This is a genomic window from Deltaproteobacteria bacterium IMCC39524 (assembly GCA_029667085.1).
Lineage (GTDB): Bacteria > Desulfobacterota > Desulfuromonadia > Desulfuromonadales > BM103 > M0040.
On sequence record JARUHJ010000002.1, the window covers coordinates 418,430 to 444,930 of the forward strand.

At 53.1% G+C, this 26,501-nt stretch carries 23 protein-coding genes and 4 tRNA genes; 11 read left to right on the top strand and 16 right to left on the bottom strand.

What is annotated here, in order from left to right; genetic code table 11:
- Positions 1 to 18: 18 nt before the first annotated feature.
- Positions 19 to 1,338: a peptidoglycan DD-metalloendopeptidase family protein gene (locus tag P9J64_07615; GenBank protein ID MDG5468190.1), complete on the bottom strand. Its 1,320-nt coding sequence runs from the start codon at positions 1,336 to 1,338 to the stop codon at positions 19 to 21.
- A 239-nt stretch (positions 1,339 to 1,577) separates the two neighbouring features.
- Between P9J64_07615 and P9J64_07620 the strand changes: the two genes are divergently transcribed.
- A complete protein-coding gene (locus tag P9J64_07620; GenBank protein MDG5468191.1) occupies positions 1,578 to 2,714 on the top strand; it encodes a M20/M25/M40 family metallo-hydrolase in 1,137 nt (378 codons plus the stop codon).
- Between the two features lie 52 nt (positions 2,715 to 2,766).
- Here the strand turns inward: P9J64_07620 and P9J64_07625 are convergent, their stop codons facing one another.
- The 15 genes from P9J64_07625 to P9J64_07695 form a co-directional block, all read right to left on the bottom strand.
- On the bottom strand, positions 2,767 to 3,759 hold the full coding sequence (locus tag P9J64_07625; GenBank protein MDG5468192.1) for a serine/threonine protein kinase: 993 nt from the start codon (positions 3,757 to 3,759) through the stop codon (positions 2,767 to 2,769).
- A gap of 219 nt (positions 3,760 to 3,978) precedes the next feature.
- Positions 3,979 to 5,022, bottom strand: a complete 1,044-nt coding sequence (locus P9J64_07630) for a low specificity L-threonine aldolase (GenBank protein ID MDG5468193.1) — start codon at positions 5,020 to 5,022, stop codon at positions 3,979 to 3,981.
- Positions 5,023 to 5,204: 182 nt separating this feature from the next.
- Positions 5,205 to 8,165, bottom strand: a complete 2,961-nt coding sequence (locus P9J64_07635; protein MDG5468194.1) for an insulinase family protein — start codon at positions 8,163 to 8,165, stop codon at positions 5,205 to 5,207.
- A 224-nt stretch (positions 8,166 to 8,389) separates the two neighbouring features.
- A complete protein-coding gene (locus P9J64_07640; GenBank protein MDG5468195.1) occupies positions 8,390 to 8,788 on the bottom strand; it encodes a hypothetical protein in 399 nt (132 codons plus the stop codon).
- 59 nt (positions 8,789 to 8,847) lie between these two features.
- Positions 8,848 to 10,059 (bottom strand): molybdopterin molybdotransferase MoeA, encoded by a 1,212-nt coding sequence (locus P9J64_07645; protein MDG5468196.1) that lies wholly within the window; start codon positions 10,057 to 10,059, stop codon positions 8,848 to 8,850.
- Positions 10,049 to 10,735 (bottom strand): ABC transporter ATP-binding protein, encoded by a 687-nt coding sequence (locus P9J64_07650; protein MDG5468197.1) that lies wholly within the window; start codon positions 10,733 to 10,735, stop codon positions 10,049 to 10,051. The genes P9J64_07645 and P9J64_07650 overlap by 11 nt, the downstream gene beginning before the upstream one ends.
- 4 nt (positions 10,736 to 10,739) lie before the next feature.
- Positions 10,740 to 11,426, bottom strand: a complete 687-nt coding sequence (locus P9J64_07655) for an ABC transporter permease (GenBank protein ID MDG5468198.1) — start codon at positions 11,424 to 11,426, stop codon at positions 10,740 to 10,742.
- An 8-nt stretch (positions 11,427 to 11,434) separates the two neighbouring features.
- Positions 11,435 to 12,238: a substrate-binding domain-containing protein gene (locus P9J64_07660; protein ID MDG5468199.1), complete on the bottom strand. Its 804-nt coding sequence runs from the start codon at positions 12,236 to 12,238 to the stop codon at positions 11,435 to 11,437.
- Positions 12,239 to 12,297: 59 nt separating this feature from the next.
- Positions 12,298 to 12,600 carry a hypothetical protein gene (locus tag P9J64_07665; GenBank protein ID MDG5468200.1) on the bottom strand — a complete coding sequence of 101 codons (303 nt, stop codon included), beginning with the start codon at positions 12,598 to 12,600 and terminating at the stop codon, positions 12,298 to 12,300.
- A 12-nt stretch (positions 12,601 to 12,612) separates the two neighbouring features.
- The gene (locus P9J64_07670; GenBank protein MDG5468201.1) at positions 12,613 to 13,281 is read right to left on the bottom strand and encodes a ThiF family adenylyltransferase; all 669 of its coding nucleotides are present in this window, start codon (positions 13,279 to 13,281) and stop codon (positions 12,613 to 12,615) included.
- Complete coding sequence (locus P9J64_07675; protein ID MDG5468202.1) at positions 13,281 to 13,562, bottom strand: MoaD/ThiS family protein; 282 nt, start codon at positions 13,560 to 13,562, stop codon at positions 13,281 to 13,283. The genes P9J64_07670 and P9J64_07675 overlap by 1 nt, the downstream gene beginning before the upstream one ends.
- A gap of 11 nt (positions 13,563 to 13,573) precedes the next feature.
- A complete protein-coding gene (locus P9J64_07680) occupies positions 13,574 to 14,797 on the bottom strand; it encodes an FAD-dependent oxidoreductase (GenBank protein MDG5468203.1) in 1,224 nt (407 codons plus the stop codon).
- 69 nt (positions 14,798 to 14,866) lie between these two features.
- Positions 14,867 to 16,672, bottom strand: a complete 1,806-nt coding sequence (locus P9J64_07685; protein MDG5468204.1) for an aldehyde ferredoxin oxidoreductase family protein — start codon at positions 16,670 to 16,672, stop codon at positions 14,867 to 14,869.
- Between the two features lies 1 nt (position 16,673).
- Complete coding sequence (locus tag P9J64_07690) at positions 16,674 to 17,153, bottom strand: 4Fe-4S dicluster domain-containing protein (GenBank protein MDG5468205.1); 480 nt, start codon at positions 17,151 to 17,153, stop codon at positions 16,674 to 16,676.
- A 317-nt stretch (positions 17,154 to 17,470) separates the two neighbouring features.
- Entirely contained in the window at positions 17,471 to 18,535 is a 1,065-nt protein-coding gene (locus tag P9J64_07695) for a zinc-binding dehydrogenase (GenBank protein MDG5468206.1), read from the bottom strand.
- Positions 18,536 to 18,749: 214 nt separating this feature from the next.
- Here P9J64_07695 and P9J64_07700 point away from each other — a divergent pair, with 214 nt between their 5' ends.
- From P9J64_07700 to clpP, 10 genes are all read left to right on the top strand, one after another.
- Entirely contained in the window at positions 18,750 to 19,499 is a 750-nt protein-coding gene (locus P9J64_07700; GenBank protein MDG5468207.1) for a FadR/GntR family transcriptional regulator, read from the top strand.
- Complete coding sequence (locus P9J64_07705; protein ID MDG5468208.1) at positions 19,496 to 20,488, top strand: oxidoreductase; 993 nt, start codon at positions 19,496 to 19,498, stop codon at positions 20,486 to 20,488. Before P9J64_07700 ends, P9J64_07705 begins: the two co-directional genes overlap by 4 nt.
- A 223-nt stretch (positions 20,489 to 20,711) precedes the next feature.
- On the top strand, positions 20,712 to 22,721 hold the full coding sequence (locus P9J64_07710; protein ID MDG5468209.1) for an ATP-binding protein: 2,010 nt from the start codon (positions 20,712 to 20,714) through the stop codon (positions 22,719 to 22,721).
- Positions 22,722 to 23,024: 303 nt separating this feature from the next.
- Positions 23,025 to 23,810 carry an energy transducer TonB gene (locus P9J64_07715; GenBank protein ID MDG5468210.1) on the top strand — a complete coding sequence of 262 codons (786 nt, stop codon included), beginning with the start codon at positions 23,025 to 23,027 and terminating at the stop codon, positions 23,808 to 23,810.
- A gap of 105 nt (positions 23,811 to 23,915) precedes the next feature.
- Positions 23,916 to 23,992: transfer RNA gene (locus P9J64_07720), tRNA-Pro, on the top strand.
- A 7-nt stretch (positions 23,993 to 23,999) separates the two neighbouring features.
- Positions 24,000 to 24,076, top strand: a tRNA-Arg gene (locus tag P9J64_07725).
- Between the two features lie 55 nt (positions 24,077 to 24,131).
- Positions 24,132 to 24,207: transfer RNA gene (locus tag P9J64_07730), tRNA-His, on the top strand.
- A 96-nt stretch (positions 24,208 to 24,303) separates the two neighbouring features.
- A tRNA-Leu gene (locus tag P9J64_07735) sits at positions 24,304 to 24,388 on the top strand.
- A 95-nt stretch (positions 24,389 to 24,483) separates the two neighbouring features.
- Positions 24,484 to 25,860, top strand: a complete 1,377-nt coding sequence (gene tig, locus P9J64_07740) for a trigger factor (protein MDG5468211.1) — start codon at positions 24,484 to 24,486, stop codon at positions 25,858 to 25,860.
- Positions 25,857 to 26,450, top strand: coding sequence for an ATP-dependent Clp endopeptidase proteolytic subunit ClpP (clpP, locus tag P9J64_07745; GenBank protein MDG5468212.1), 594 nt, complete (start codon positions 25,857 to 25,859; stop codon positions 26,448 to 26,450). Before tig ends, clpP begins: the two co-directional genes overlap by 4 nt.
- Positions 26,451 to 26,501 lie beyond the last annotated feature (51 nt).

The window sequence follows — 26,501 nt, forward strand, 5'->3', positions numbered from 1 at the left end:
TGTGTCCCTTATCTGGAATTAGTCTTTTACAGGGTCCTCTGCCTGCTGTGCGCTGGCAGTCTTGACTGGTGCCTGATCAGTTAACTCGGCCATGAGCTTTGCCGCAAGAATATCAAACTCTGCCCGACTGGCCCCGGAGATCGGCTTGGTCGCAGGGGCTTTCACCCGATTAGGATTGACCGGAGCACCATTTTTATACATGCGGAAACAGAGGTGAGGTCCTGTGGCCAGACCGGTGCTGCCGACATAGCCTATCCGTTGACCCTGAGCGACCCGCTTGCCTTTTGCGATGCCCTTGGCGAAGCCTTTCATGTGCAGATAGATGGTTTCATAGCTGCTGTTGTGGCGGATCTTAACATAATTACCGTTGCCGCGGGTGTAACCTTTCTTGATGATGACGCCATCGCCAACACTTTTGATCGGGGTCCCTCGCGGAGCAGCGTAATCGATGGCCGGATGAGATTTCCAGGTCTTTGTGATCGGGTGGAAGCGACGCATGGTAAATCCCGAGGAGATACGGGAGAAAGAGAGCGGCGCTTTGAGGAAAGCTTTGCGCAAACTCCGGCCTTCGGCGTCGTAGTAGTCAAGGCGTCTGTCGCCGTCCTTGTATAGAAAGGCCTGGAAGGTGGTGCCCTGGTTGGTGAACTCTGCTGCCAAAATGCGGCCATAGCCTGCCGGCTGACCTTCGCGATAACGTTTTTCCACCAGCGCCTGGAATGAGTCTCCTTTACGGATGTCGAGGATGAAGTCGATATCCCAGGCAAAAATGTCAGCAAGGTTCATCGCCAGCACCTCACTCTCACCGGTGGCGGTCACCGCTTCAAAGAGGCTGCTTTCGATGACTCCACGGACACGAGCTGTGTCTGTCGTGTAGGGGATCGGAATTTTCTCGATAGAGAAGGTTTCTGCTTCACGCGAGATGATGAGTTGCTCATCGCGATCTATGTCGTATTCGAAGCGTTCGAAATCATCGTCGCTCAGACAAAGGCGGTAGGGTTGCCCTGCGCTGAGGCGTGAGAGTGGAAAGACCGGTTTGCACTGTTTATTCAACGTGTGAATTTCAGCCGCTGAAAAGTATCCTCCCAGCAGGCCTGAAATCGTATCACCAGAGGCGATTGTCCCGGAGATGATCTCTTTGCGAATCTCAGGAACGGGGGGCGGAGGTGGAGCTGCCTCAGGCGCTGCTGTGTTTGCTTCGGTACTGGTAACCGTCGGGCGCAAAAAAAGCGGAACGAGCAACAGGGTTATCAGGGCAAGCAGCAACCAGATACGTAACTTTGGAGCCTTCTTGCGACGCCTGGTCATGGAATGTTTGGGCGGGTGAAAATCGAAATCCAAGGGTCTCTTCCTACCGGGATGAAAACGTTAACTTCCCGAAAAACAAAATTTATTTATACTAGCAGGGTCATAACAGATTTGTCTATAAATCTATACCCTGTCCCCATTCGTTTTTACTTTTGAGGTGCGTTTAGTGGTTTGTTTTGTTGATTGCAATATGTGATGATGGTGTTGCTTGCAAAATCTGAAAATCTAGATCTATCCAAACAGACCTGTGTCTGTTTTTTGAGGAGTTTCCTATGATTGACCAGCAACGCCTGAGTGAAGAATTTGCCCGCTTGGCAGCCATTAACAGCCCGCCCTTACATGAAAGTTCGATTGCCAGTTACCTGGCCGAACGCCTGCGGCGCCTCGGTTCTGAGATCCGTTTTGACGCTGCGGCGACTGCAACTGGCGGTGAAGTAGGCAACCTGGTGGCAAACTTTCCTGGTAACGGCAAACAGGTCGAACCGCTGCTCTTTTCTGTTCACATGGATACGGTTGAGCCGGGAGGTCAGGTCGAACCGGTGTTACGTGACGGGGTTTTCTACAGCGCCGGCGATACCATCCTCGGTGCTGACGACAAGGCCGGAATTGCCGAACTCATAGAAGCTCTCGAGGTTGTCAACGAGCAGGATATCCTCCATGGGCCTATTGAGGTGGTGGTGACGATCGCTGAAGAGATCGGCCTGGTGGGGGCGAAGCATTTTGATTACAGTATGGTCCAGGCGCGCTACGGCTATGCCCTCGATACTGAGGGCGTCGAGATGATGGTTCTGCAGGCCCCTGGTGCGAATCACATCCAGATAGAGATAGAGGGGCTTGCTTCCCATGCCGGTATGGTGCCTGAACGTGGAGTCTCAGCCATTCAAACCGCCTCCCTCGCGATCAGCCAGATGCGCCTCGGACGCATAGATTATGAAACAACCGCCAATATTGGTGTCATCGAGGGTGGTGTCGCCCGCAATATCGTGCCGCAGAAGGTTTCCATTGTCGGAGAGGCTCGCAGTCATGATCCAGTTAAACTTCAAGAGCAAACCGAGCATATGCTCTCATGTTTTAAAGCGGCCGCCGATGAGATGACACGTGAAATCGACGGCAAGCGTGTACGCCCGGAAATTCATGTCGAGGTTCGGTCTGATTTCCCAAGTATGTCTGTTGATGAAAAAGCCCCGGTGGTGACATTGGCCCGTAACGCCGCGGAGGCTTTAGGGCAGGATCTGAAGATTCGTCTGGGGGGCGGCGGGAGTGATGCCAATATCTTCAACGGTCATGGCATCGAGATGATCATCCTAGCGACCGGGATGACGGGCGTTCACACCCATGACGAGTCGGTTGCGGTTGCCGACATGGTTCATGTCACTGAATTGCTGGTCGAGATTATCCGGCAGGCTTAAAGGCCGCGGTGCGTGCTTCGAGGTGTGGAAAAGCAAAAAGAGAGAAACTCGATTAATTGGTTTCCAGGGGTAATTCGTTTAATGCGGCGATCTGCTCTCGCAACTGCAGGATATGTTCGCCCCAGTAGTTGACGGTGTTGAACCAGGGGAAGTGGTGGGGGAAGGCCGGGTCATCCCAGCGCCTTGCCAGCCAGGCGCAATAGTGCAGAATGCGCAGTGCTCGAAGCGCTTCAACAAGGCGTAATTCGCTCGGCCGAAAATCGTAAAACTCGTTGTAGCCTTCAACAATCTCTGCCAATTGTGCGGTCTGGCGCGAACGATCCCCTGAAAGCATCATCCAGATATCCTGAATTGCCGGCGCTGTCCTGGCATCATCAAAATCGACAAAGTGAGGCGCCTGGTCGCGCCACAAAACATTGCCCGCATGGCAGTCGCCGTGAGTACGGATGAATGGCGTGTCGCCGGCCCCGGCGATCAGCTCATCAATACTCTGCAGCAAGTCATGGCTCAGTGCGTCGTAATTGGCCTTGTACTCGGGTATGATGAACTTCTCACTGATCAATGCCACCGAAGCGTGACCGAAGCTTGCACTGTCGAGTCGGGGTCGATGCTGAAAAGGTTTTGTGGCGGCGATGGCGTGCATGCGGCCGATTGTGCGGCCCATGATCAGCAGATTGTCGAGATCATCGAACTCCGGTGCGTGCCCGCCCTGGCGCGGATAAAGGGAAAAACGGAAGTCGCCGAAATGAAAAAGACTTTCACCGCGCTCGTTAAGCATTGGGGCGACGACCGGCAGCTCATGCTCTACCAGCTCAAAACAGAATTGGTGCTCTTCTAGAATCTGCTCGTCACTCCAACGTTTTGGTCGGTAGAACTTGGCGATCAGTGGGCTCCCCTCTTCGATACCCACCTGGTAAACGCGGTTCTCGTAGCTGTTTAAGGCAAAAGTGCGGCAATCGCAAAGAAAGCCGCAACTCTCGACGGCATCCATGATGAGACTGGGCGTCAAGGCTTCGAAATGATGCTGGTTTTGTGTTTCAGTCATTTGAGCCGTTATTGAATAAGTTAGGTTTTGCCTGCTTATAATTAAAAAAAATCTTTAACGCAAAGGCGCTAAGTCGCAAAAAACGCAGAGGGAAAGCGCCTAAGCTTAGGGACATGTCTCTATATTAAGCTTTACTCTCTGCGTCTTGGCGCCTTTGCGTTAACCAATGGTTTGAATCGATTTTGTCTTATGCTTGAGGTGCGATGCTATGTTTTAAACTTACGCTATAAGAGCCTGAATATCGCTCACAAGGTTAGCTATATCTTCTTCAGTGGTTGCCCAGGAGCACATGAAGCGGCAATGGCCTGAGCCAATGAAGGTGTAGAAGATCCAACCTTTGTCTCTTAGCTTGGCAATCATTTCCTCTGGCATTTCGGCAAAGACTGCATTCGCTTCGGTGGGATTGACAAGGCTCACACCGGAGATCTTCGAGAGTTCTCTGGCCAGTTTGCGTGCGCAGGCGTTGGCATGGCCGGCATGCTTGAGCATGGTGTTGTTTTGCAACAAACCAAGCCAGGGGGCGGAAAGATAACGCATCTTGGAAGCCAGTTGTCCGGCCTGTTTGCATCGGTATTCAAATTCGTAGGCGAGCTTTTTGTTGAAAAAGACCACCGCTTCCCCCATCGGCATACCGCACTTGGTGCCGCCGAAGGTCAGCACATCGACCCCGGCCCGCCAGGTCAGCTCTTTCGGGTGAACCTGAAGTGCCGCTACTGCGTTCGCAAAGCGCGCACCATCCATGTGCAGTTTGAGGTTGAGCCGCTTGGTCAGACCGTGGATCTCGACCAGTTCCTCAGGCGTATAGAGGGTGCCCAGCTCTGTGGACTGGGTGATCGAGAGGACCTGGGGCTTGGGGTAATGAATGTCGGTACGTCTCTTGACGGTGTGTTCAACTTCGTTCAGGTCAACCTTACCATTGTCTCCTCCAACCGTTAAAAGTTTGGTGCCGTTGGAAAAGAATTCGATGGCACCACATTCGTCGGTTTCAACGTGAGCCATCTCATGGCAGATGACACTGTGGTACGACTGGCACATTGAGGCCAGGGCCAGCGAATTGGCTGCGGTGCCGTTGAAAGCAAAGAAGATTTCACAATCTGTTGCAAAGAACTCACGGAGAGCATCACAGGCTTTAGCTGTCCAGGGGTCATCGCCGTAGCTGGTCGAATAACCGCTGTTGGCTTGCTGCAGCGCCTGCATGGCTTCCGGGCAAATCCCGGCGTAATTGTCACTTGCGAACTGGTTCTTAAGATTTTTCATCATCATGATCGTTCTCGTCAGCCGTGTGTTTATGGGTGCTTTAGCGTTTGCAATGACAAGTCAGTACAGGAATTTAACGCAAAGATGCCCAAAAAAGCTAGTAAAGACGCAATAACAGGTAATTCCGGTGACACAATGGTATTCTGTCACCGGAATTAAACCCTCAAGCGTCCTGAAGCTTACTCGAACTATAGACTCCCCAGTCGTTTCATCTGCATGTCCATTTGCTTGAGTCTCACCTGTGCTTTATTGAACATTTCCTCGCCGGCAAGTACGCCCACCGAACTGGAGTGAAATGCCTGCTTCAGGTAGGTTTGTGCAACATGGGCCAACTGCTCCTGCTTCACAGCGAGGATGCCGTTGCGGAAGCTTTGCAGCATGTCGTGGTTAACGCCCTGCTGTTGATGGATAAATTCACGGTATCCCCGACTGCCAGGAGAAAGAGGGCGGTCCAGTTCGGCGAATGCCGTCAGGATCGATTCATTGATCATCTCGTCACTGAAACCTCCCTTGCAGGCCCACTCAATACCTTCTTCGTAGACATCAAGAGTTCGCTCGAGGTGAGGGTCGCGATAGGAGAGCATGGAGAAGAGGCCTCCACCTGCGTTGTACCCGGCCATGCCGCCGTATGCGCCGCCTTTCTCACGAACTTCACGATGCAGGAAGTCTGCACGCAACAGCTTCGCCAGTACCATCAGAGCCGGCGCATCAGGGTGTGTGTAGGGCACGGTACGAAAAACACGAGAGACATAAGCCACCGGCAGGTTGTGCTGCCAACCGGTGACGCCAGGTTGAGCGTTGAAAGTTATTGTTGCCTGAGATTCTTCGGTGGTCCTTTCAGGCAGGGCTGCCAACAAACCTGCTAAAGGCTTTTGAATGCTTTGTTGCGCAAGTTCTTCTGCTGTGATGGCGACTGCTGCATGGTTTGAAACAAACAGGCAGGATGCTATCTCTTTGAAGGTCTGCGCGAGTTCGGCAAGGCCTGCATCATCCAGAGTGCTGGCCTGCTGGATTGTCTGCACTTGAGTCATGCCGCTCCACTCTTCGCGCAAGCTTGCGGTCGGTGTGAGAGTGGCTGCTGCGGCACGCGCGGCGAAGGAATGGCCTGCCCCGGGGATCGAGTTCTCCATCGAGGCCCTGATCTGGCCGATTACCGTGCGTATACGCTCGAGGTCGCTAAAGTCCGGAGCGGTCAAGATGTCGGTCAGAATTTCACACAGGGTGGTCTGATTGCGATCCAGGCATTTACCTTTGAGCTCCACTACGGAACGCATGCTGTCGAGGTCGAGAGGACTCTCCAACAGGTTTGGACCGAAGCGGACGCCACCCGTAGCGGCGCTAATACGTCGGGACATGGCCAGGTAGTCATGACCCGCCGCGCCGATCTGAGGCATTAAGGCACAGAAAATCGGCAGGTAAGGACGCAGGGCAGGGGGCAGAGTGCTGGTGTTAAACTGCATGACCAGATTGGTGATGCCATTCGTTGGCTGGGTAAACCAGAAGGTGTCGCAGATTGAATCTGTTTGCTTTTTGAAAGTTGTCTTCTGCTCTTCCCGTTCGATGTCTGTCAACTCGAGGATGGGCAGACAGCTGGTGTCGTCAGGGGTCTCCTGACTTTCCTTCAAGGCAATATTTTGGGCTTTGATGTCAGCGATTTTTGCCTCGTCAAGGCTCTCTCGAATTTTCTCCAGATGATTAGCAAAGGCCTGCTCTTCGCGATGAGCATGCTCGGTGTCTGGTCGCAGCAGGAGCGTAACGCGGTGCGGGTTGTCGAGCAAATGACGGCGAATCATTTTTGGGAAAAACTTCGGGTCGGCCGTTGCCGTTCTGAGTCGTTCGAGGTTCTGGCCAATCATCAGCGTGCTGAAAGGATCGTCGGCATGCAGCCAGGGACCGAACAGCCGCATCATCAGTCCCAGCCCGTAAGGGTATTGGTCTCCCGTGACTTCCCGGTTGGCAAACTCATATTGGTGCAAAGTTGCGTCGATGCGTTCCTGCGGGAAGCCATCTTTCTCAACTTTACGCAGGGTGTCGAGAATCAGGGCTTCGATCTCTGCCAGGCGCTCGGGATCTGTCCCCTGCAGGCCTGCTGAGAGAAAGGTGTCACGATAGTCATCGTGATAGCCGGTGCCGGGTGAGAGGTTGCGTCCCAGCCCCGACTCGATCAACGCCTGGTAGAGAGGCGCTGCCGGGTTGCCAAGCAGCAGGTTGGCCAGGATGCCGGTGGCTGCCCGTTCAAAAGTGTCTTCGATCGGGCAGGTCAGCCACGCCATCTGCACCATGCAGCGCTGTTGCAGTTCGTCGTCGGGGCCGACAGGGAAAGTCTGTGTGCTCTGGGTTGGGGCCGTCAGGCGTGTCTCCAGCGGAATCTCGCTGGTAACGTCCTGCTGCTTGAAACGACTTAGGGCCAGTTCCTCGATCTGTCGAAGATGTTCTTCAAGGGGCAGGTTGCCGTAGGTGAAGATCCAGCTGTTACTGGGATGATAATAGCTTTTGTGGAAGGCGCGTAATTCTTGCCAACTCAGTTCCGGGATATCGAGTGGCTCGCCGCCGGAATTCTTGCCGTAGCAGGTCGTGGGGAAAAGCGCTGCATTGAGACGCCGTCCCAGCAGCGATGAAGGGTCGGCCATGGCGCCCTTCATCTCATTAAAAACCACGCCTTTGATCATCAGGCTGTCCGGGTCATTCTCGTCGGCAAAGTCGAGCCGATGCCCTTCCTGCAGAAAGTCCTGTTCCCGCAGGGTAGGGAAGAAGGTGGCGTCGAGGTAAATGCCCATCAGGTTGTAGAAGTCTTTACGGTTCATACTGGCCACTGGATAAAGCGTCCAGTCGGCAGCCGTCATGGCGTTCATAAAAGTGTTGAGGCTGCGCTTGATCATGGCAAAAAAAGGATCGCGCACCGGATATTTCTCTGAGCCACAGAGGACTGTGTGCTCAAGAATGTGGGCTACCCCGGTTGAATCGGGTGGCGGCGTGCGGAAGCCAACGGCAAAGACATTGTTCGGGTCGTCGCAAGCCATGTGAAGCATCCTCGCGCCGGTCGGTTCGTGCTTCAAACGAATAGCGGTCAGGTTTAATTCAGCAACGGGCAGGTTCTGCTCTACGAGAAAAGTGCCAAGCCGTGTGCCTGGCAAAGGAAGATTATTCATTATGTGCTCCATTTCATGGTGTCATTTGATGATTAATTGTAGCGCACTACTCTCTGATTGATAGGCGAGGCAAAAAATAAAAAGCCCCGCTTTGCGGCGGGGCAGGATATTGACACAATTTTCAGAGAAAGACTAGTTGAAGCACCCATTCTTCACAATCACTCTTAAATCGTTTGAGGTCTTGTTTTAACAATTGCCCTCAACGCCCGAATGTCGCCTGCGTTTTAGCCTGAAAGGTCCTCCTTGGAATGTACGACCTGCCAATGCTGTAGCGAAAAGTATCTGATCCAGCTCGGTGCATGAGAGATGAACCCGGAAAGTGCAATGACGGCAATTAGGCCAGGGATCGTTGTGTTTGGGTACATGTGGATAAGCAACAGAAGCAGTAACTTGAGATACAGGGATATGCCTCGGAGTTGAACAAACCAGACCCAGCCAGAGGAGGCTTCCATAAAAGTCAGCACCGCCCCTGAAACGATAGTCATGGTTATATAAATTGTTTCGTAACTGCCCGTCATGGCGTTGCCGAAAAAACCGGCAATCGCGACCAGGTGTATTGTCCTGACAATCACCTTGGTTAGGCGCCTGGGAGTATTCTCAGGCAATGAATTCAAAAAAGACATTCATCTCCTCCGGTCTCGAACAAGAATGAAACGGTCCTTTAGCTCTTGCCTGACTTGATTCAAAGATCATCAATAGCCGCAATCAAATGAATGTTCACTTCTTCACCAACTTGAATCTGCTCCTGGTCAGCAGGCAGAACCGCAATTCCATTGGACCGCAACAGGGTGCTTAAAATGCCGGTATTCTGGTCGCCGGAACTCGTCGCAAGCAGCAGCCCGCCGTTTTTTGCTATGCGTACTCGCAAGAATTGAACGCGTCCCGGTTTCTTTTTTATCGCCTCTTTCATGACAGCCTTGATGAACGGCTTGATCACATGCTGATGACCCATCATCTTCAAGAGTGCGGGCCTGACAAATTCCTCAAATGTAACCATACTCGAGACCGGGTTGCCAGGCAGGGAGAAGACCGGCGTTGACCCCTTAAGACCAAAAGCGGTTGGGCGTCCGGGTTTGATGTCAACTTTCCAGAACTGGCGTTCAACTTCCAGCTCTTGCAGTACTTCACAGACCAGGTCGCGATCCCCCATCGACACACCCGCCGTTGTGATCAGGGCATCAGCCTGTAACCCCGCAGTCAACTTAGCGATGAGGCTTTCTCGGTCATCGCGGGCAATGCCGAGGAGGATTGGCTCACCACCAAGCTCACTGACCGCAGCTGCAATAGAATAGTCATTGCTGTTGATAATCTGACCCGGACCAACGTCTTCTCCCGGTTCCACCAGCTCATCACCGGTCGACAGAATCGCGACCTTGGCACGGCGGATGACGGTGACGCTCTGGTAGCCGAATGAAGCCAGCATGTTGATTTCCGCCGGCCGCAAAATCGTGCCGGCAGAAATGACCAGTTCACCCTGGGGTACATCCTCACCCTGAAGGCGAAGATGATCGCCAGGTTTGACCTGGCCAGTGATGATAAGCTTACCGTCCTTCTCTTCAGTTTCTTCAATCGGCACAATCGCATCGCAGCCCGCCGGAGCAGGAGCCCCGGTCATGATCCTGACCGCACTACCTGGCTCGACAGAGATCCCTCTGGCACTGCTGCCTGCCGGAAGATAACCGTCTATTGTGAGTGCCTGGCCAGAAAAGCAATCCTCTGCCCTGACAGCAAAGCCATCCATGGCCGAATTGTTCCAGCGCGGCAGATCCCAGGGCGCGCGAATATCTGCAGCAAGGACTCGTCCGACGATGTCCAGTAATGATGCCGACTCACACGGTAGTGTGGTCATCTTTTCCAGAATCATTGATCTTGCAGATTCAAAACTAAGTGCCATACAGATTGCTCCGTTCATCCAGTCTCTGCTGGGGGCTGTTTAATAATCTGCCATTTTCCAGGCGCAACACCTGGTCGCCAAGTCGCTGCGATTGGGACGGGTCATGGGTAGAAAAAACCACGGTCACACCGTATTTAGGCAGGTCTCTGAGCAGGGACTCGTAGCCTTGGAGGCTGCTGCTGTCGATATTTGCAGTAGGCTCATCGAGAAGCAGTAACTCCGGTTTGAGAGCCAGCGCACGCGCCAGAGCCACTCTCTGTATTTCGCCACCGGAAAGCTCTTTCGCCTGGCGCTGTTCGAACCCCTCGAGGCCGACATTTGCCAGGGTTGTCTTGATACGACGGCTTCGTTCGTTACTGTCAATACCACGAAGTTTTAGGCCATAGCTTAAATTGTCAATCACCTTTCCCTTGAAGAGATAAGGAGACTGTTCCACCAGGGTGACCTTTTGCCGTTGCTGTGCGGAATTGTGTGTCTTGTTGCCAGAGAATTCGATCGTCCCTTCGTACGGTGGGGTCAATAGCGCCATGACGCGAAGCAGGGTGCTTTTGCCGGAACCGTTGGCTCCGGTCAATGCATAAATTAAACCTGGCTGTAAGGCGAGATGCCCAACCGACAGTTTGAAGCTGTCGCCTTGTGTCACCAGGATATTATTAAACGAGACCACCGGTGGCATTGGTTCACCTCTGCTGCAGAACATTCAGGAAAAGATTGACCAGTAAAGCGACGGATAACAAAAGCATCCCTAATGCCAGACCGAAGGCGAATTCCCCTTTGCTGGTCTCCAGGGCAATTGCTGTCGTCATGGTTCGGGTGCTGTTACGAATATTGCCACCAAGCATCATTGCAACGCCGACTTCGGCGATCACACGCCCGAAACCGGCGATTACCGCAGCCATCACACCAAAGCGTATTTCCCGCAACAGCTGGATCGCTGCTTGAAATCGGCTGGCCCCGAGAGTGAGGGCCGTGTTGATAATTCGTTGGTCGGCACCTGTAACAGCCGCAAGCACCAGGTTGGCAACGATCGGCGTCGCTAGCACTGTCTGTCCGACGATCATCGCCAGTGGCGTGAACAGTAACCCAAGTGGGCCCAGTGGTCCCTGGCGGCTGAGTAGACCGAACAGCAACAGGCCGACGACCACGGTTGGCAGTGCCATAAGGGTGTTGAGCAGGGCGAGCAGGATTTGACGCCCACGAAACCGATTTAGACCCAGCCACAGGCCGGTCGGCACGCCCAGCAGCGCCGCGATCACAATAGCACAGCTGGAGGTATACAGGGAGACCCAGGCGGTTATCCGGACCTCCCGATCAAAGTTTATAATCAGCTCAAGTGCTGTCAGTAGTGATTCGCCTAAATATCCCAAGATGACCCTTAATCGGCAATGTAAAAGAGTTGCTTGCCACCTTTACGGAAGCCAGTGATCAACTGCTTTGCCTGGCTTGAAGTCAGGTAGTTGAGGAAATCCTTCGCAAGGTCAAGCTTGACATGTTTGTGCCTTGCGGGGTTGACCATAATGACGCCATAGGGGTTGAAGAGGCGTTTGTCTCCTTCAGAGACGATCTGCAAGGGGGTTTTTTCCGAATAGGCAATGTAAGTGCCGCGGTCACTCAAGGTGTAACCATTACGCTCGCTTGCCATCACAATAACTTCGCCCATACCGCGACCGGCCTCCAGATACCAACTTCCAACGGGTGTTACACCCGCTTTTTGCCATAGTTGTTTTTCCCGTGTGTGGGTTCCCGAGTCATCACCTCGCGAAACAAAGGTGCTCTTGCTGTGAGCGATTTTTACCATCGCCTCAGCTGCATCGTTGTTCCCCTTGACTCCCGCCGGGTCAGTTGCAGGGCCGAGAATGACGAAATCGTTGTACATTACGTCGTGGCGGTCAACACCAAAGCCGGCGGCGACAAACTTGTCCTCCTTGCTGCGGGCGTGGACCATGATGACGTCAACGTCGCCGGTTTCTCCGAGCTTGATAGCTTTGCCAGTCCCTACAGCAATCACGTCGACTTGACAGTTATTGGCTCTTTCGAATGGAGGCAAAAGCTCTGCGAGCAGGCCGGAGTTGTCAGTGGAGGTTGTTGTTGCCAGGCGCAGGTGCTCGACAGCGAATCCTGTAGAAGTCAGAAATAATAAAAGAGAAATACTGATGACAAGTTTTTGAAGGGAAAACAACTTTAAACTCTCCTGGTTTTGAATTAAATCAGTGCAATGAATACTGTCAGGGTAGAGGATTAGCCTCCACCTTTCATGAATTTTAGATTGAAATGCCTGATAAAGTCACTCATCTCTTCTTCTGAAAAAGCAAAAAATCGTAATGTGACGATTGTCACGGGTAAGGTTACAGAGGGCCCTATCTTGCGAACCTCTTCGAGACCAAGATTTACTTCGACGCGTTTGCCTCGAAGCTCAAAACTGATGGTGTCTTGGTACAGATGATAAGGAATGCCTTCAAGCAGGTTCGGAAGCTCATCATGAAAATCTTTATGGGTAATCCCCATCTCTTTTTTGATTGTTTTGGGTTGACCTGTGTTCATCTGGTCTCCGGCCTAGACATCAAGAAAGCTTATATGAAAGTCCGCAAGGCTGATAACGAGACATCGGTTGAGCAGTTTCGGGGTTTTCCAGAGTACGCTGAAGAGTTCGTTGGCCATCAGACCGGCGATGATTACTACGTTGTCCGGAGTTACAGGAATGCTGCCCTGCGGTTGGACGGCACCGGCAAAGATGGTGCCGAACGCTTGAGACTCTCCGGCCACAAGGGTCAAAAGCTGCCCGTGGTCGCCGTCGAGGCCACCATGCACAAAATAGGTCCCCGTTGCGAGGCCGTTGTAGAGAGCAAAACGACTTTGGTAGTTATCAAGGCAGTCGGCCACACCATCGATCGCTGTGGGAGCCTGGAAAAATTCATCAATTCGCCCTTGCAGTTCAACGATCTCGGTTGCGGAGTTGATTTGATTCAAGCGTTCTTTGGCGAGGGGCAACTTGGCCCGGCCGACATCATTTTCACCATAGAGTGTCTGGCGGTTCAGATCAGGCCAGTCGAGGCGACCATCATCAACCAGGAAGAGACGACCGATACCAGCGCGTACCAGGAGTTGACTGACCGTCGCTCCCAAGCCACCGACTCCGGCGATCAGTAACGATGATTCTTCTATGATCTTTTGCTTCTCAGCTCCCCAGTGGAGGACCTGCCGGGCGTAACGATCTGTCAACATCAGCCTCCGGCGCCGGGGGGGAAGAAGGCCAGAACATCTTTATCGGCAACAGGAGTCTGCAAACCCTGCAGGTGCAGGATGTTCTTGCGATTAACCATTATAATGGCTCCGGTGTGCGGCTCACCCTGTTCATCAAGCAGTTTGTGCAGAAAAGGCGTCACGATTTTCGCCTGGGTTTTTTCCAGGACACTCTGCACGGTGTCGCCTGCCTCCCAGGGGATTTCTGCGGCCTCCTGCTTTAAAAGCATCCTGATCAGGCTGAAAAACTGGATCTGTATCATCGCTGTCACCTCTATGCCATTCTCTTCTGGAAGCTGGCGTATGTATTGGTGCCGCTCAAAACCTCTTTACCCGGGAAAATAATCTGGTTGCGAATCCAGTGGTAATAGAGGCCCGAATCGTTGGTTTCTCCGATCAGGATCGCACCGATCACCTGTTGTTGATCATTGAGAAAAACCTTGCGGAAACGGCCAGTGGACGGATCGTGAGTGCGGACAGTTTGCGCGCTGTCAGCCAGGCACTCACCAATTGCGGCAACATCTACACCGAACACCTCGGTGATGTTGTTTTTCAGGCTGCCTGCGTAGGCGCAGTCCATCGCCAGCATGTTGAGAGCCGCGTTCTCTCCCTGTTCGACAGCCGTCATCCAGTTGCCTTGAATGACCGGTTCGCCGGTGATGAAATCTTTGCCTTCAGCTGAGTCTCCCGCAGCGTAGATATCAGCGTGACTGGTTCGACAGTAATCATCGATCAGTATGCCGTAATTCACCTGCAACCCTGCCTGTCGGGCCAGCGCGCTGTTCGGTTGCACGCCCTTGCCCACAATCAGCATGTCACTCACAAGACAACCGCCCGAAGCCAGCTGCAGTTGCAGCCGGTCCCCCTCTTCGATCGCCACAATGTCATCCTGCTTGTGTATCTGCAAGCCCTGCTTGGCAAAACGTGCTTCGAGGAGTTCTGAACTTTCTGCATCCACCATGCGGCTCAAGATGCGGTTGGAGCCAACCACCAGGTGCTTCTCGGCGGACGCCGGAGCATGGGAGAGTAACGGCAGACTGACCAGGCCGGCGCCGATCGCCGTAATGCTTTCGGCGCCCTGCATCAGCTCGACCAGTTTCTCCGCATCCGTCATGTGCCGCAGCACGCTGGAGCGATCGGAGGCAATTGACAGCTTGCGTGCCTCGGCCCCCGTTGCCAGAAGCAGTTTGCCAAAGGTTACGTGGCCGCCATCGTCAAGCTCCAGTTGATGGTTTTCGGCATCGAGCGCAACGACGTTACGACCAAACAGGGTTGTGGCACCGGCCCGCCGATAGTAATCGTGGTTGACGATGAACAGGTTGTCACGGCTGGTCTTGCCGCCAACAAAGTAGGGAGTTATTACTCTGGAGTAGGCGGGAAGGTCCTCGCGGTCGATGATCGCCACGGAAGCCTCTGCCGTATGTTTACGAAGCGTGCTTAGCGCCTGTAAGCCTGCCGCGCTGTTGCCCACAATTACGTAATCGAAAGCTTCTGCCATGTCAGCCCCCATTTCAAAGCAGGGAGGAGTCTTGGCTGGCTCCTCCCTTATGCATCAATCACGACAGACTTAAGCGAGGCCGAGAGACTGCAGCTTCTCCTCGGTTGGAATCCCGTCGCTGCCCCAGCCACGCACCTGGTAATAGTCGGGCAGCATCTGGTCGAGTTTGCAGACCTCACCCTTGGACGGCCCGTCAGGTAACGGCTCTTCGATCATCCGCTTCGGCAGTTTGTCCTGAGAAGGATCAATGCCCGCCTTGAGGTTGAAGACCCTCTCCAGGTTGTAAATACGGTCACCGGCCTCAAGCAGCTCTTCGTCACTCATATTGGTGCCGTTCGCTGCGTTGCAGAACTTGGTGAACTGCGGCACACCGATGCCGAAGGTCGTAAAGAGACAGACTCCGGCCGAATCGACAACCGCGGTGAAATCCTGGAAAATCTTCAGCCAACCGGCCTTTCCTTCTGTCGCCGCGGGATCAAGCTTCTCCGGCAAGCCAAGGACCTCGGGCGAAATCAGGTAGCCGCGGACATGGCAGGCGCCACGGTTGCTGGTAGCGTACTCCAGGCCCATGCCCTGTACCATGCGGGCATCATAAGCGGGGAACTCCAGCTTCTTGACCGACATCGACAACTCGGGAACACCGTAGCTATCGGCTAAGCGGTAGGAGCCGAGACCTATCTTCTTGCCGAAGCCTTCGCCCTTGGCGGTCATCTCCATCAGCTTGACCATATTGTCGGCCTCGCCAAAATTCAATGACATGCCGATTTCTTCTTCGCTGATCAGGCCTTTTTCGAACAGTTCCATGGCACAGCCAATCGTGGAGCCGGCGGTGATGGTGTCCATGCCCGCCTCGTTACAGATATAGTTGGCCTTGGTAATCGCCGCCAGGTCGGAGATGCCGCAGGCGGCACCGATCGCCCAGAGCGTCTCATACTCGGGCCCTTCACCATCGCCCCCGTAGCGCGAATCGGAGATTTTGGTCACCCGACCGCAGCTGATGATACAACCCATGCAGCTCTTGTTGCGTTTCAAGTAACTGGAGGCCAAGGTCTCACCTGAAATCGCTTCGGCTCCTTCGAAGGTTCCCGTCTGGGCGTTGCGGGTTGGCAAACCACCACTCTGGTTCATGATGTTAACCAGAACCGCGGTTCCCAGGGCGCCCAGACCTTCACCGGTGACCGGATTCTCTTTCAGCATGCTGTAAGATTCCAGGGCCGCATCGCGATAAGCTTTCGGGTTAGCGACCTTGACGCCGCCGGTGCCGCGCACGGCAACCGCCTTGAGGTTCTTGCTACCCATCACCATGCCGACGCCGCTACGGCCGGCGGCCCGGTGTTTATCATTCACGATACAGGCGAAATGCACGCCGATTTCACCAGCCGGCCCAATGCAGGCGATCTTGGCGTCACCATGAAACTCGTTCAGGATAGCGTCTTCCGTCTCATTGGTTGATTTGCCCCACAGGTGGACGGCACCGACCAGTTCAGCCTTGCCGTCGCGAATCTGCAGGTAGACCGGGTGGGCCGACTTGCCTTCGAAAATGATCATGTCGAAGCCGGCGTATTTAAGTTCGCTGGGGAAATATCCGCCAGAGTTGGAGCTGGCGATGGTGCCGGTGAGGGGTGACTTGGTAATCACCATGTAACGGCCGTTGGCCGCACCGTAAGTACCGGTAAGAGGGCCGGTCGCCATAATCAGTTTGTTCTCCGGGCTCATCGGCTCAACCTCTGGGGAAATTTCCTCACAGAGATATTTTGACGCCAGGCCACGCCCACCGAGATATGTCCTGGCCCATTCTTCGTTGAGCGCTTCAATCTTGCAGGTGCCCGCAGTCAGATCAACGCGTAACAATTGTCCCTTCCATCCCTTATTCATATCAAACCTCCATCTGCCCGTCTTTTACCGTATTGACGAAACGCAGCATCTTCTGCCGCAGCGGCTTGTCCTCCTCATCCAGCGTGAGACACTGGGTGGGACAGAAAGCCACACACTCGGGAGTGTCGCCCCCGCAGAGGTTGCACTTGTCTGCCTTTCCAGTGCTGTCGACATACTTGATCATGCCGAAGGGACAGGCACTGACGCAGGTACGGCAGCCGACGCAATTGTCATCGTCGACCGTAACAACGCCACTGGACATGTCTTTGCTGATAGCGTTTTTGGGGCAGGCCTTTTCGCACCAGGGCTCATCGCACTGCATGCAGGTGACTGTAATGAACTTGGCTTCCTCGAGAAAAATTTCGTTGTAGATGCGGGATCGACTGGGGGCAAACTCGCCGGTGTTCTTGAACGAACAGGACAGTTCGCAGGTCTTGCAGCCAACACATTTTGCGGGATCGATGCGTATCAATTTCTGCATGAGCTACCTCCTTCACGAGATGGGTGATAACCAATAGAACGCAAGCTGGATGTCAAAATTCATATTTAAAGGGTGGCGTTGTCTTCTCTCCTCCCCGGATAACACATTTGAGCAGTATAGCAGTGTTTTTGGAGGGTGCCAGTTCGTGGAAAGGGCGGGGCGCGAAATAAAAAAGCCCCGCCGGGAAGCGGGGCTGAATATTGATATGGTTTGAGAAGAAGGACCCTTTGAAGGAACGAAGAATAATCGACCTCTATCTGGTTACGAGGCCGTTTATTTGTCACCAAATATTAGGCACAGACTTTTCGGTTTGAATCTTATGGTTTTATGATGATTTTGCCGAAGAGCCCTTTCCCCGAGAGGAATTGCTCGTAAGCTTCAGCAGCTTGATCGAATGTGTACTCGGCACCGATTGCGGATTTGATCTTGCCCTGACCCATCCAGTAAAAGCCCTGCTCGAGCTCCGCTTTGGTCCCCTGGGTAGAGCCGAGGACATTGGTGCCTTTGAAGAAAATTTGGCGCAGGTCAATTTTGGCGTCATAGCCGGTGGTGGCGCCACAGCTGACCAGGGTGCCGCCGAATTTCAACAATGTCAACTGAGCGTTGAAGTGGGTTTCACCGACATGATCGAATGAGACGTCGATGCCCGGAGCACCGCCGGTCTGCTTGGCGATCTCTTTGCAGATGCCGCGCACTTCCTTGACCCAGCCCTCGTCGCGGTGATTGACCACATAGTCAGCGCCGAGTTCTTTACAGAGAGCGGCGTTTTCCGGGCTGGCTGTGGCGATGACGGTACAATTGTAGAGTTTGGCGATCTGGATGCCGAGGTGGCCGACGCCGGAGCGTCCACCCATGATCAGCACGAGCTGACCCGGCTTGATTTGAGCGCGCCCGACCAGCATGTGCCACGCGGTGAGCAGGTTCATGGCGGCAGCGGCAGCCTGCTCGTAGCTGACACTGTCGGGAATTTTGACGACGTTGACTTCTGGCAGGCAGACCTGCTCAGCGTGGCTGCCTGGAGTCGTCTGGAAGCCCCAGACCATACGCTTCGAACAGTCATATTCGCGGCCGCTGGTGCAGGCTTCACAGACACGACAGGCAAAGTTGGCGTGAACAGCGACCCGGTCACCGACCTTGATGCTGGTCACTTCACTGCCAACAGCAAGGACATCACCGGCGGCATCGGAGCCGGAGGTGTGTGGCAGTTCAACTGGAATTGGGTTGCCGCGCATGCCCCAGACGTCGTTATAGTTCAGCGCTGAAGCTTTAACCTGGATCAGGACTTCGTTTGGTTGTGGCTCGGGATTAGGAATCTCTTCGACTTTCAGGATGTCTCCAAAATTATCATTGGGCGCGTATTCTCTGTAGACAAGTGCTTTCATGGTTTGATCCTTTCCGGTTGGTTAGGTGTCGTTCTTATATAAGTTCCAAAAGGAACTGCTCTCTACTGATGTAATTGTTTGCTAGCCTATCTAGTATTTAACTATTTGTCAAACAAATATATAAATGCTTTCAATGCTCTTGGAAATAGGCTATCTTAGATGCGTGGGAAAAATAATATCACTCGTGCCGTGAGTGAAAAGGGAGTCCTTAAAAATGGCGATTAATTTTCAACCCCTTGTGGCAGAAAGTCTTGCCAAACAGATAGCGGAGAATATCCGCAGCTCAATTTTAGATGGCAGTCTCAAGGTTGACGACCAGCTTCCGACCGAGGAGGTCTTGGCCTCAAAATTCAACGTTTCTCGTCCGACGATTCGCGAAGCTCTGAAACGGCTTGCGGCTCAGAACCTGATTCGCAGTCGTCGCGGACCGACTGGAGGCACTTTTGTTAACAGGCCCAGCCAGGAGGAGCTTCGTTCTTCGCTGGCGGGGGCAGCTATGCTCATGGTCAGTATGGGCAAGTTCAGTCTGTCGGAAATTGCTGAAGCGCGCCGTGAGCTGGAGTTGCCCTGCTGCCGGCTTGCTGCAGAGCGGCGCAAAGACGAACATCTGCTGACCATGGCTGAAGAAATTAAACGTCAGAAAGACCCAGAGACCAGCGATGTCGACTTCTGCGCTTCGGATGTCCGATTTCACCGGGCGCTGGTCGATGCAACCGGGAATCCGGTGATGCAGTTTGTCATGTTTGCGGTCATTGAAGCCTTGCAGCCTGCAACCAATCTGGTCATTTTCCGCTTCAGGGAACGCGAAAAAATCATTGCCCAGCATGAACGGATCTATGCATCGATCAAAGCGCGGGACGCTGATGCGACCGAAGAAGCAATGGCCGAGCAGATGAATTACCTGTGTGAGCAATATGCCCAGGCTCAGGAGTGGCGTCGCGAACGTGATGAGGAGTCGCTGTGATCGATCAATTTAAAGCACTGGTTCTGTCCCGGAATAACGGCAAGGTTGAGCATCAAATTCGCCAGTTGACAGTCGACGACTTGCCAGATGGCGATGTCCTCGTCGCGGTGAAATACTCCAGCCTCAACTACAAAGACTGTCTTGCTGTCGCCGGCCGGGGCAAGATCGTTCGCCAGTATCCCATGGTTCCAGGGGTCGATTTGACGGGTGAAGTGTTGTCCTCAGAGTCCCCGGATTTTAAGCCCGGTGACGAGGTCCTGCTGACCGGTTGGTATGTGGGAGAGCGCTATTGGGGAGGTTATACCCAGCAGGCGAGGTTGAAGTCCGAATGGCTTATTCCGTTGCCAGAAGGCTTGAATGGGTTGAAAGCTATGGCCATCGGTTCCGCCGGTCTCACCGCCATGCTGTGTGTCATGGCATTGGAAGATCAGGGCGTTGTTCCAGGCCAGGGGCCGATTCTGGTTACCGGAGCCAGTGGCGGGGTCGGTGGTGTTGCGGTCGCCCTGCTTTCCGAATTGGGGTACTCTGTCTCCGCGGTGACTGGTAATAGTGATAATGATGACTATCTTTACCAGCTCGGCGCCACAGAAATTGTGAGCCGAACAGAGCTTGAAAGGCCTGCCCAGCCTCTGGAAAGTCAACGCTGGGCAGGAGCGATCGATACTGTTGGCGGAGAGGTCCTGGCCCGCCTGCTGGCAGAAATGAAGTACGGCGGCACTGTAGCCGCAACCGGCCTGACGGGAGGCTCTGAATTGCACACGACGGTCATGCCCTTCATCCTGCGGGCGATCAAGATGGTCGGTGTGGAAGTTACGACTTGTCCTGTGCCCCTGCGCAAAAAGGCATGGGCGCGTTTGGCACACGAACTATCCGATGAGCTCCTGGGGCCAATTTTCAAGGTGGTCTCACTTGAAGAGATCCCACTGTTTGCCGAAAGGCTTCTGGATGGGCAGGTTAGTGGACGAGTTGTGGTTGACCTTACGCTCTAGAAGTTTCAAAAAGGCTCCATGCCATGGAGCCTTAGCAGGACGTTTTACGGCCATCGTGTTTGGGCAGAATTCCTAAACGTCTTGGTGCTTAGCCTGCTTCCGGTTTCTCTTTTCAAGAGAGGACCAAACTGTTAGAATTGCCCCGTTTTTGTTCTGATGATGTTCCGGTATGGGGGCCGGGAAATCCATGTCTCTTAGAAAACCTATCTCTGTTCAAAAGAAAATGACAGGTATCATCTTCCTGGTCAGCATGCTGGTCATGATCTTGACCTCTGCCCAATTCTTTTTTATCGAACGACAGCATATGAAGAGTGTTGCGCGTGATGATATCGTATCTCTCGGTGCGCTGGTTTCTTTTAACGCGCGTTCTCACATGGCGTTGAACGACTATGCCGGTGTTAAAAACACTCTTGAATCTTTATCTATCCGTAAAGACGTTGTCACTGCTTATCTGTTCAAACCTGATGGGCTCTCTCGGGTTGGTTATTCCCGTGCAAAAAAGAGTCGGACACAAACCGACCCTGTAAAAGAGATCGAGGCCCTCGAGCTTGAAGCCCGTCAGATTGAAGAAGGTCTGCAATCGGGGGCAGAAGTGTTCTGGGACGAAGCTGGACGTCTCGCGCATTTTATGCCAATCACCTTTGAAGGTGGTCACGTTGGTTATAGCTACGTCAGCACAGAACCCGTCAAACTGCATGAGCGACAACAGCTCCTTGCTCTGGGCTGGCTGCTCTCCATGGGGGTGGTCATGCTCTTGACTTATCTGCTGAGCTCCCACATGCAGCGGCAAATCTCACGTCCGATCGCGCAGCTCGTTTCACGGATGAGTCAGGTTTCCCGTGAAAAGAGCCTACTTTGGTTCGAGACGAAAGAAACGGACGATGAGTTCAAACAGCTCTTTCGTGGTTTTGATGAAATGATGCGTGCTCTGAAAGAGCGCGATCATCTGCTGGAGCTTCAGCGCAAAGACCTGGAGTTGGAAGTCAAGGTTCGCACCCGGGCGCTCGAGGCAGAAAAAGAGAAGGCAGAACAGGCGACAGCTTCCAAGTCCCGTTTTCTGGCCAATATGAGCCATGAAATTCGTACACCGATGATCGGTATCCTTGGCATGGCAGATCTTCTCAGACAGAGATCTCTGACAGAACAGGACCAGAAATTGGTTTCGACCATCTATCGGTCCGGTGAAGCGTTGTTGACGATTCTCAATGACCTTCTTGACTTTTCAAAAATTGAAGCTGGCCGCATTGAACTCGATTCGGTGCCCTTTGATTTGGTGCGATTGACCGAGGACGTGACGCGTCTGATGGAGGTGTCCGCTCATGATAAGGGTCTTGAGTTGGAGGTGGTTACTTCAGTTGAATCGTCTGTTGTGATGGGCGATCCCGGGCGCCTGCGTCAGGTCTTGTTGAACCTGATCGGAAACGCGGTCAAATTTACTGACTCAGGGAGCGTCTCCATCTCGCTTGAAGTTTGCGACGGCCCTGAAGAGGGAGAGTGCGAATGCCTCTTTGTTGTAAGAGATACTGGGGTCGGTATTGCAGAGGATTTGCGTAGCAGAATCTTTGATTCCTTTGACCAGGGAGATAGCAGCACGACAAGGATATATGGAGGTACAGGGCTGGGCTTGGCTATCACCCGGGATTTGATTCACCTGATGAAAGGGGAGGTTGAGGTTGAGAGTAAGCCCGGAGAAGGTAGTGTCTTTAGCGTTCATCTGCCGATGACGCTTTCCAGCCATTCTGAATTGCTGCATGCTAGCTTACCGAAGTCGACTCCGGCGGCATTCTCTGATGATAATCCTGTGATCGAACCACCTGCTAACCTCAATAACAAAAGGCGCATCCTGCTTGCTGAGGACAATCCGACAACGCAGAGCCTGATATCAATTCTGATGCAGCAGATGGGACTTGATCTGGTAATCGTCGATAACGGTCAGTCGGCAATCGATTACCTTACGGATAAGAAGGTCGATTTGATCTTGATGGATTGCCAGATGCCTGTTCTAGACGGTTTTAAGGCCACTGCACAGCTGAGGAGGCAGGGTGTAATGACACCTATCGTTGCCTTGACCGCCTATGCGCGGGAAGAAGATGAGGAGCTGTGCCTTGAAGCGGGGATGAACGGTTTCCTCAGTAAGCCTTTTCGGCAGAGTGAGCTGAAAGAGGTCCTTTTGCGCTGGCTTGGTGCCGAAGTCCTCCCTCTTAACGCCGTGGGGAAGTCTGTGAACGATTGATAGTGATTGGATGAATAAACTGCATCGCAGAATCATTTGCTTGAGAGAGGATATATCATTCGCTTCTCGATAAGGTGCCTTTCCCTGTGTCCTTTAGGGGGTTGATTCTTTTTGGCTCAACTAAAAGCCTCCTGTCGGGGAGCTTTAAACTGATCATGTATAGAAAACAATGGTCATTGTTGATAAAAAAACGAAATGATGCCAATGTGAAACATTGATTCTTGAGGTTCTTGTGTCGCCTTTGGCATTGGTTGCTGTCGAGCCCTCATTCTTAGCTTTTTCAGGTTTGACTCGAGGTTGTCGGTGTTTAACGGAATATTGACTAATTTCCCCCCTGTTCTCAGGCTGGCGGTTTTTCTGCTCCTCTCTTCGGGGTTGCATGGCGGTTTAGCCTTTTATGGCTGGGTGAGTGACCCTGATGACTCCAGTTTGACCGCTGTCCCTGTGTCAGTTTCTCTCCTCCTCGCAACGAATTCTCCTCAGCTTGTGGCAACGTCCGAACCTGAACAGGCTCCGGCGCCTCCGCGTAAGCCTTCTCGTCCAAAGGTAAAGCAGAAAGCCGTGCCTCCGGTGGATAAGATTAAAAAAGCTTCGGTCAAAAAAAATCCAAACGCAAAAATTGTCGAAAAGATCGTCGCCGATCCTCCAGCCCCCGAGCTGGTGTGCTTAACGCCCCAAGAGGAGACGGAGGGTTCTCCCGTCGCAGTTGCCGCGGCTTCGGTTCCGGTTGAAGAGCCTGTCCTTATGGCCTCTCTGGTGACCGGTGACCTTCAGGTTGTCAATCAAGCGTCTTCTTCTGCCTCTTCACTGGTTGAGGCGATTCCTCATTACCGAAGTAATCCTCTCCCTGAATATCCTCGCCTGGCCCGCAAAAAACATTGGGAGGGCGTCGTCTGGTTGCTGGTTGATGTCTCTGTTGATGGGTCTGTTGATGATCTGGAGGTTGAAAAAACCTGTGGCCACAAGATCCTTGACCGTGCTGCGCAGCGAACGGTCAAGCGCTGGCAATTTTCTCCGGCAACTCGCGGCGGTCTGCCAGTCTCCAGCCAGGTTCGCATCCCGGTGCGCTTCCGTCTCGAGGAGGGATGACCTCAGGTATACGTTTGTTCGAAATGATTTTTATTCAGGGCAATGGTCATAAAGTTCAAGTTTAGTCTTGCATTATTGATTTTAGCATGCTAGAAAACCGGTCTTCGGGGAGTGGCGCAGCCTGGTAGCGCGCCAGTTTTGGGAACTGGATGTCGCAGGTTCGAATCCTGTCTCCCCGACCATTTTTAAGCGCCAGTAGCTCAGCTGGACAGAGCAACGGCCTTCTAAGCCGTGGGTCGAGGGTTCGAGTCCTTCCTGGCGCGCCATTTTGGCTCTCGGGTGGCAAGTTTCCCGGCCCTGGCTTTAAAGCTTTATTTTGTGGTGGGTGTAGCTCAGTCGGTAGAGCACTGGATTGTGGCTCCAGTTGTCGCGGGTTCAATCCCCGTCACTCACCCCATAATTATTCTGGGCCTGCCTTTTCCCCGTCAACCCCTCAACTTGTGGTGGTTCTCTAGGGAAAAGCCGGGCCTTAATTGTTTGTGTTCTAAAATAAGCGAGTGTGGTGGAATTGGCAGACACGCTAGATTTAGGATCTAGTGCCGTAAGGTGTGGGAGTTCGAGTCTCCCCACTCGCACCATTTAAATTCTTAGTAGACTAATATTACTGAACAAATATGCCGGTCTCTGCATTTTTCTGTGCGTGGCTCCGGTAGAGGACGTGAGGAGCGAACGCATGAATGTCAAAATTGAAGATGTCAGCAGCATTAAAAAGAAGTTGAGCTTTGAGGTTGCTGCAGACCAGGTAGATAAAGAAATCAGCAAGGCTTTTAAGAAGATCGGCAAGACCGCTAAGATCAAGGGTTTTCGCGCTGGCAAGATCCCCGTCGCGGTTCTCGAAAAGTATTATGGCGCTCAGATGGAGCAGGAAGTCCTCTCTCGTCTGATCAATGACACTTACTTCCAGGCCCTGCAGGAAAATGCAATTCCCGTTGTTGGCGAGCCCAACATCCTTGATAGCAGCGGTATCATTAAGGGAGAAGCCTTTACTTATGAGGCAGAAGTAGAAATCAAGCCGGAGATTACTGCCAAGGACTACACCAAGCTTTCTCTGGAAAAAGAAAAGTTTGTTGCGGACCCCAAAGTCCTCGACAGTCGTCTTGAAGAGATGCGTACGTCGCGTGCCCAGGTAGAGCCGACCACCCGTAAAAAAGCCCGCGAGGGCGATTCGGTCGTGATCGATTTTGAAGGTTTTGTTGATGGCGTGGCTTTCGAAGGTGGTAAGGGTGAGGAGCACCTGCTTGAACTTGGTTCAGGTTCTTTTATCCCCGGCTTCGAGGATCAGGTTGTTGGCATGAAGCGCGAAGACGCCAAGGATGTTGAGATCACTTTCCCTGAAGAGTACGGTCAGGCCGAGTTGGCTGGCAAACCGGCAGTCTTCAAGGTTGTTATGAAAGAGATCAAGGAGAAGGTTGTTCCCGAGCTTGATGATGAGTTTGCCAAAGGCTTCGGAGTTGATACCCTTGATGAATTGAAAGCCCAATTGCAGACAAGCTACGAGACTCAGGAGGTCAACCGGGTTGAAGGTGACCTGCGAGAGAAGTTGGTTGGCAAGTTGATCGAAAAGAACCCGGTCGAGGTTCCTGAAGCGATGATCGTTAAGCAGCTTGAATATATGTACGAGAATATCTGCAACCGGATGCAGTCTCAGGGGATGAAACCGGAGATGCTCGGCATCACTCCGGAGAATTTCCGCGAGAACTACCGCGAGACAGCTATTGAGCAGGTGAGCGGCAACCTGATACTGGAAGCGATCGGTCGGCAGGAAAATATCGTCGCTGATGAGTCTGAGATTGACGCCAAGCTGGAAGAGATCGCCACCATGGCCAATGCACCGATTGATATGGTCAAGAAATACTATGCCGGTGCAGAAGCCCGCAGCGGCCTGATGGCCCAGATTGCCGAAGAGAAGGTGGTCAGCTTTCTCCTTGAGAGCGCCAAGGTAAAAGAGGTTGCTCCCAAGAAGGAGAAAGAGGCGGAGCCAAAGAAAGACGCTGCTCCTAAAAAGGCGAAAAAGAAGACCGAGAAGAAGGCTGACAAGGGGGACGCATGAACTTGATTCCTATGGTCGTTGAGCAAACCGGTCGCGGTGAACGCTCTTACGATATCTACTCTCGACTGCTCAAGGACCGGATTATTTTCCTGGGCGGCGGTATTGACGATCATGTGGCCAATCTGATCATTGCCCAGATGCTTTTTCTTGAGTCGGAAGACGCGGAGAAAGATATCCACCTCTACATCAACTCTCCCGGTGGAGTTGTCACCGCGGGCCTGGCGATTTACGACACCATGCAGTACCTGAAAGCTCCGGTCTCCACGATCTGTGTTGGCCAGGCGGCCAGTATGGGTGCGCTGCTGTTGGCAGCAGGCACAGCTGGCAAGCGTTATGCCCTGCCGCACGCCCGTATCATGATCCATCAGCCTCTTGGCGGTTTTCAGGGGCAGGCAACGGATATCAGTATTCACGCTCAGGAGATTCTGCGTCTGAAAGAGACTCTCAATGGCATCATGGCCGATCACTCCGGTAAGGATATCATCCAGTTGTCTTCTGACACGGAGCGAGATTTCTTCATGGGTAGCGAAGCCGCAAAAGAGTATGGTATTATCGACGACATAGTGAGCAGGAAGCCTTCGGTGGATTGATGTTCCTTTTTTCAAAGTGTTTGTTAAACTGATTGTGCCACCCGATGTGCT

What these genes read in the sequence shown, in the direction of transcription:
- P9J64_07645 (MDG5468196.1), bottom strand. Translation starts at nt 10,059, where the DNA reads ATGGCACTTAGTTTTGAATCTGCAAGATCAATGATTCTGGAAAAGATG.
- P9J64_07640 (MDG5468195.1), bottom strand. Translation starts at nt 8,788, where the DNA reads ATGTCTTTTTTGAATTCATTGCCTGAGAATACTCCCAGGCGCCTAACC.
- P9J64_07685 (MDG5468204.1), bottom strand. Translation starts at nt 16,672, where the DNA reads ATGAATAAGGGATGGAAGGGACAATTGTTACGCGTTGATCTGACTGCG.
- P9J64_07690 (MDG5468205.1), bottom strand. Translation starts at nt 17,153, where the DNA reads ATGCAGAAATTGATACGCATCGATCCCGCAAAATGTGTTGGCTGCAAG.
- P9J64_07625 (MDG5468192.1), bottom strand. Translation starts at nt 3,759, where the DNA reads ATGACTGAAACACAAAACCAGCATCATTTCGAAGCCTTGACGCCCAGT.
- P9J64_07680 (MDG5468203.1), bottom strand. Translation starts at nt 14,797, where the DNA reads ATGGCAGAAGCTTTCGATTACGTAATTGTGGGCAACAGCGCGGCAGGC.
- P9J64_07620 (MDG5468191.1), top strand. Translation starts at nt 1,578, where the DNA reads ATGATTGACCAGCAACGCCTGAGTGAAGAATTTGCCCGCTTGGCAGCC.
- tig (MDG5468211.1), top strand. Translation starts at nt 24,484, where the DNA reads ATGAATGTCAAAATTGAAGATGTCAGCAGCATTAAAAAGAAGTTGAGC.
- P9J64_07630 (MDG5468193.1), bottom strand. Translation starts at nt 5,022, where the DNA reads ATGATGATGAAAAATCTTAAGAACCAGTTCGCAAGTGACAATTACGCC.
- P9J64_07665 (MDG5468200.1), bottom strand. Translation starts at nt 12,600, where the DNA reads ATGAACACAGGTCAACCCAAAACAATCAAAAAAGAGATGGGGATTACC.
- P9J64_07710 (MDG5468209.1), top strand. Translation starts at nt 20,712, where the DNA reads ATGACAGGTATCATCTTCCTGGTCAGCATGCTGGTCATGATCTTGACC.
- P9J64_07700 (MDG5468207.1), top strand. Translation starts at nt 18,750, where the DNA reads ATGGCGATTAATTTTCAACCCCTTGTGGCAGAAAGTCTTGCCAAACAG.
- P9J64_07675 (MDG5468202.1), bottom strand. Translation starts at nt 13,562, where the DNA reads ATGATACAGATCCAGTTTTTCAGCCTGATCAGGATGCTTTTAAAGCAG.
- clpP (MDG5468212.1), top strand. Translation starts at nt 25,857, where the DNA reads ATGAACTTGATTCCTATGGTCGTTGAGCAAACCGGTCGCGGTGAACGC.
- P9J64_07635 (MDG5468194.1), bottom strand. Translation starts at nt 8,165, where the DNA reads ATGAATAATCTTCCTTTGCCAGGCACACGGCTTGGCACTTTTCTCGTA.
- P9J64_07695 (MDG5468206.1), bottom strand. Translation starts at nt 18,535, where the DNA reads ATGAAAGCACTTGTCTACAGAGAATACGCGCCCAATGATAATTTTGGA.
- P9J64_07670 (MDG5468201.1), bottom strand. Translation starts at nt 13,281, where the DNA reads ATGTTGACAGATCGTTACGCCCGGCAGGTCCTCCACTGGGGAGCTGAG.
- P9J64_07650 (MDG5468197.1), bottom strand. Translation starts at nt 10,735, where the DNA reads ATGCCACCGGTGGTCTCGTTTAATAATATCCTGGTGACACAAGGCGAC.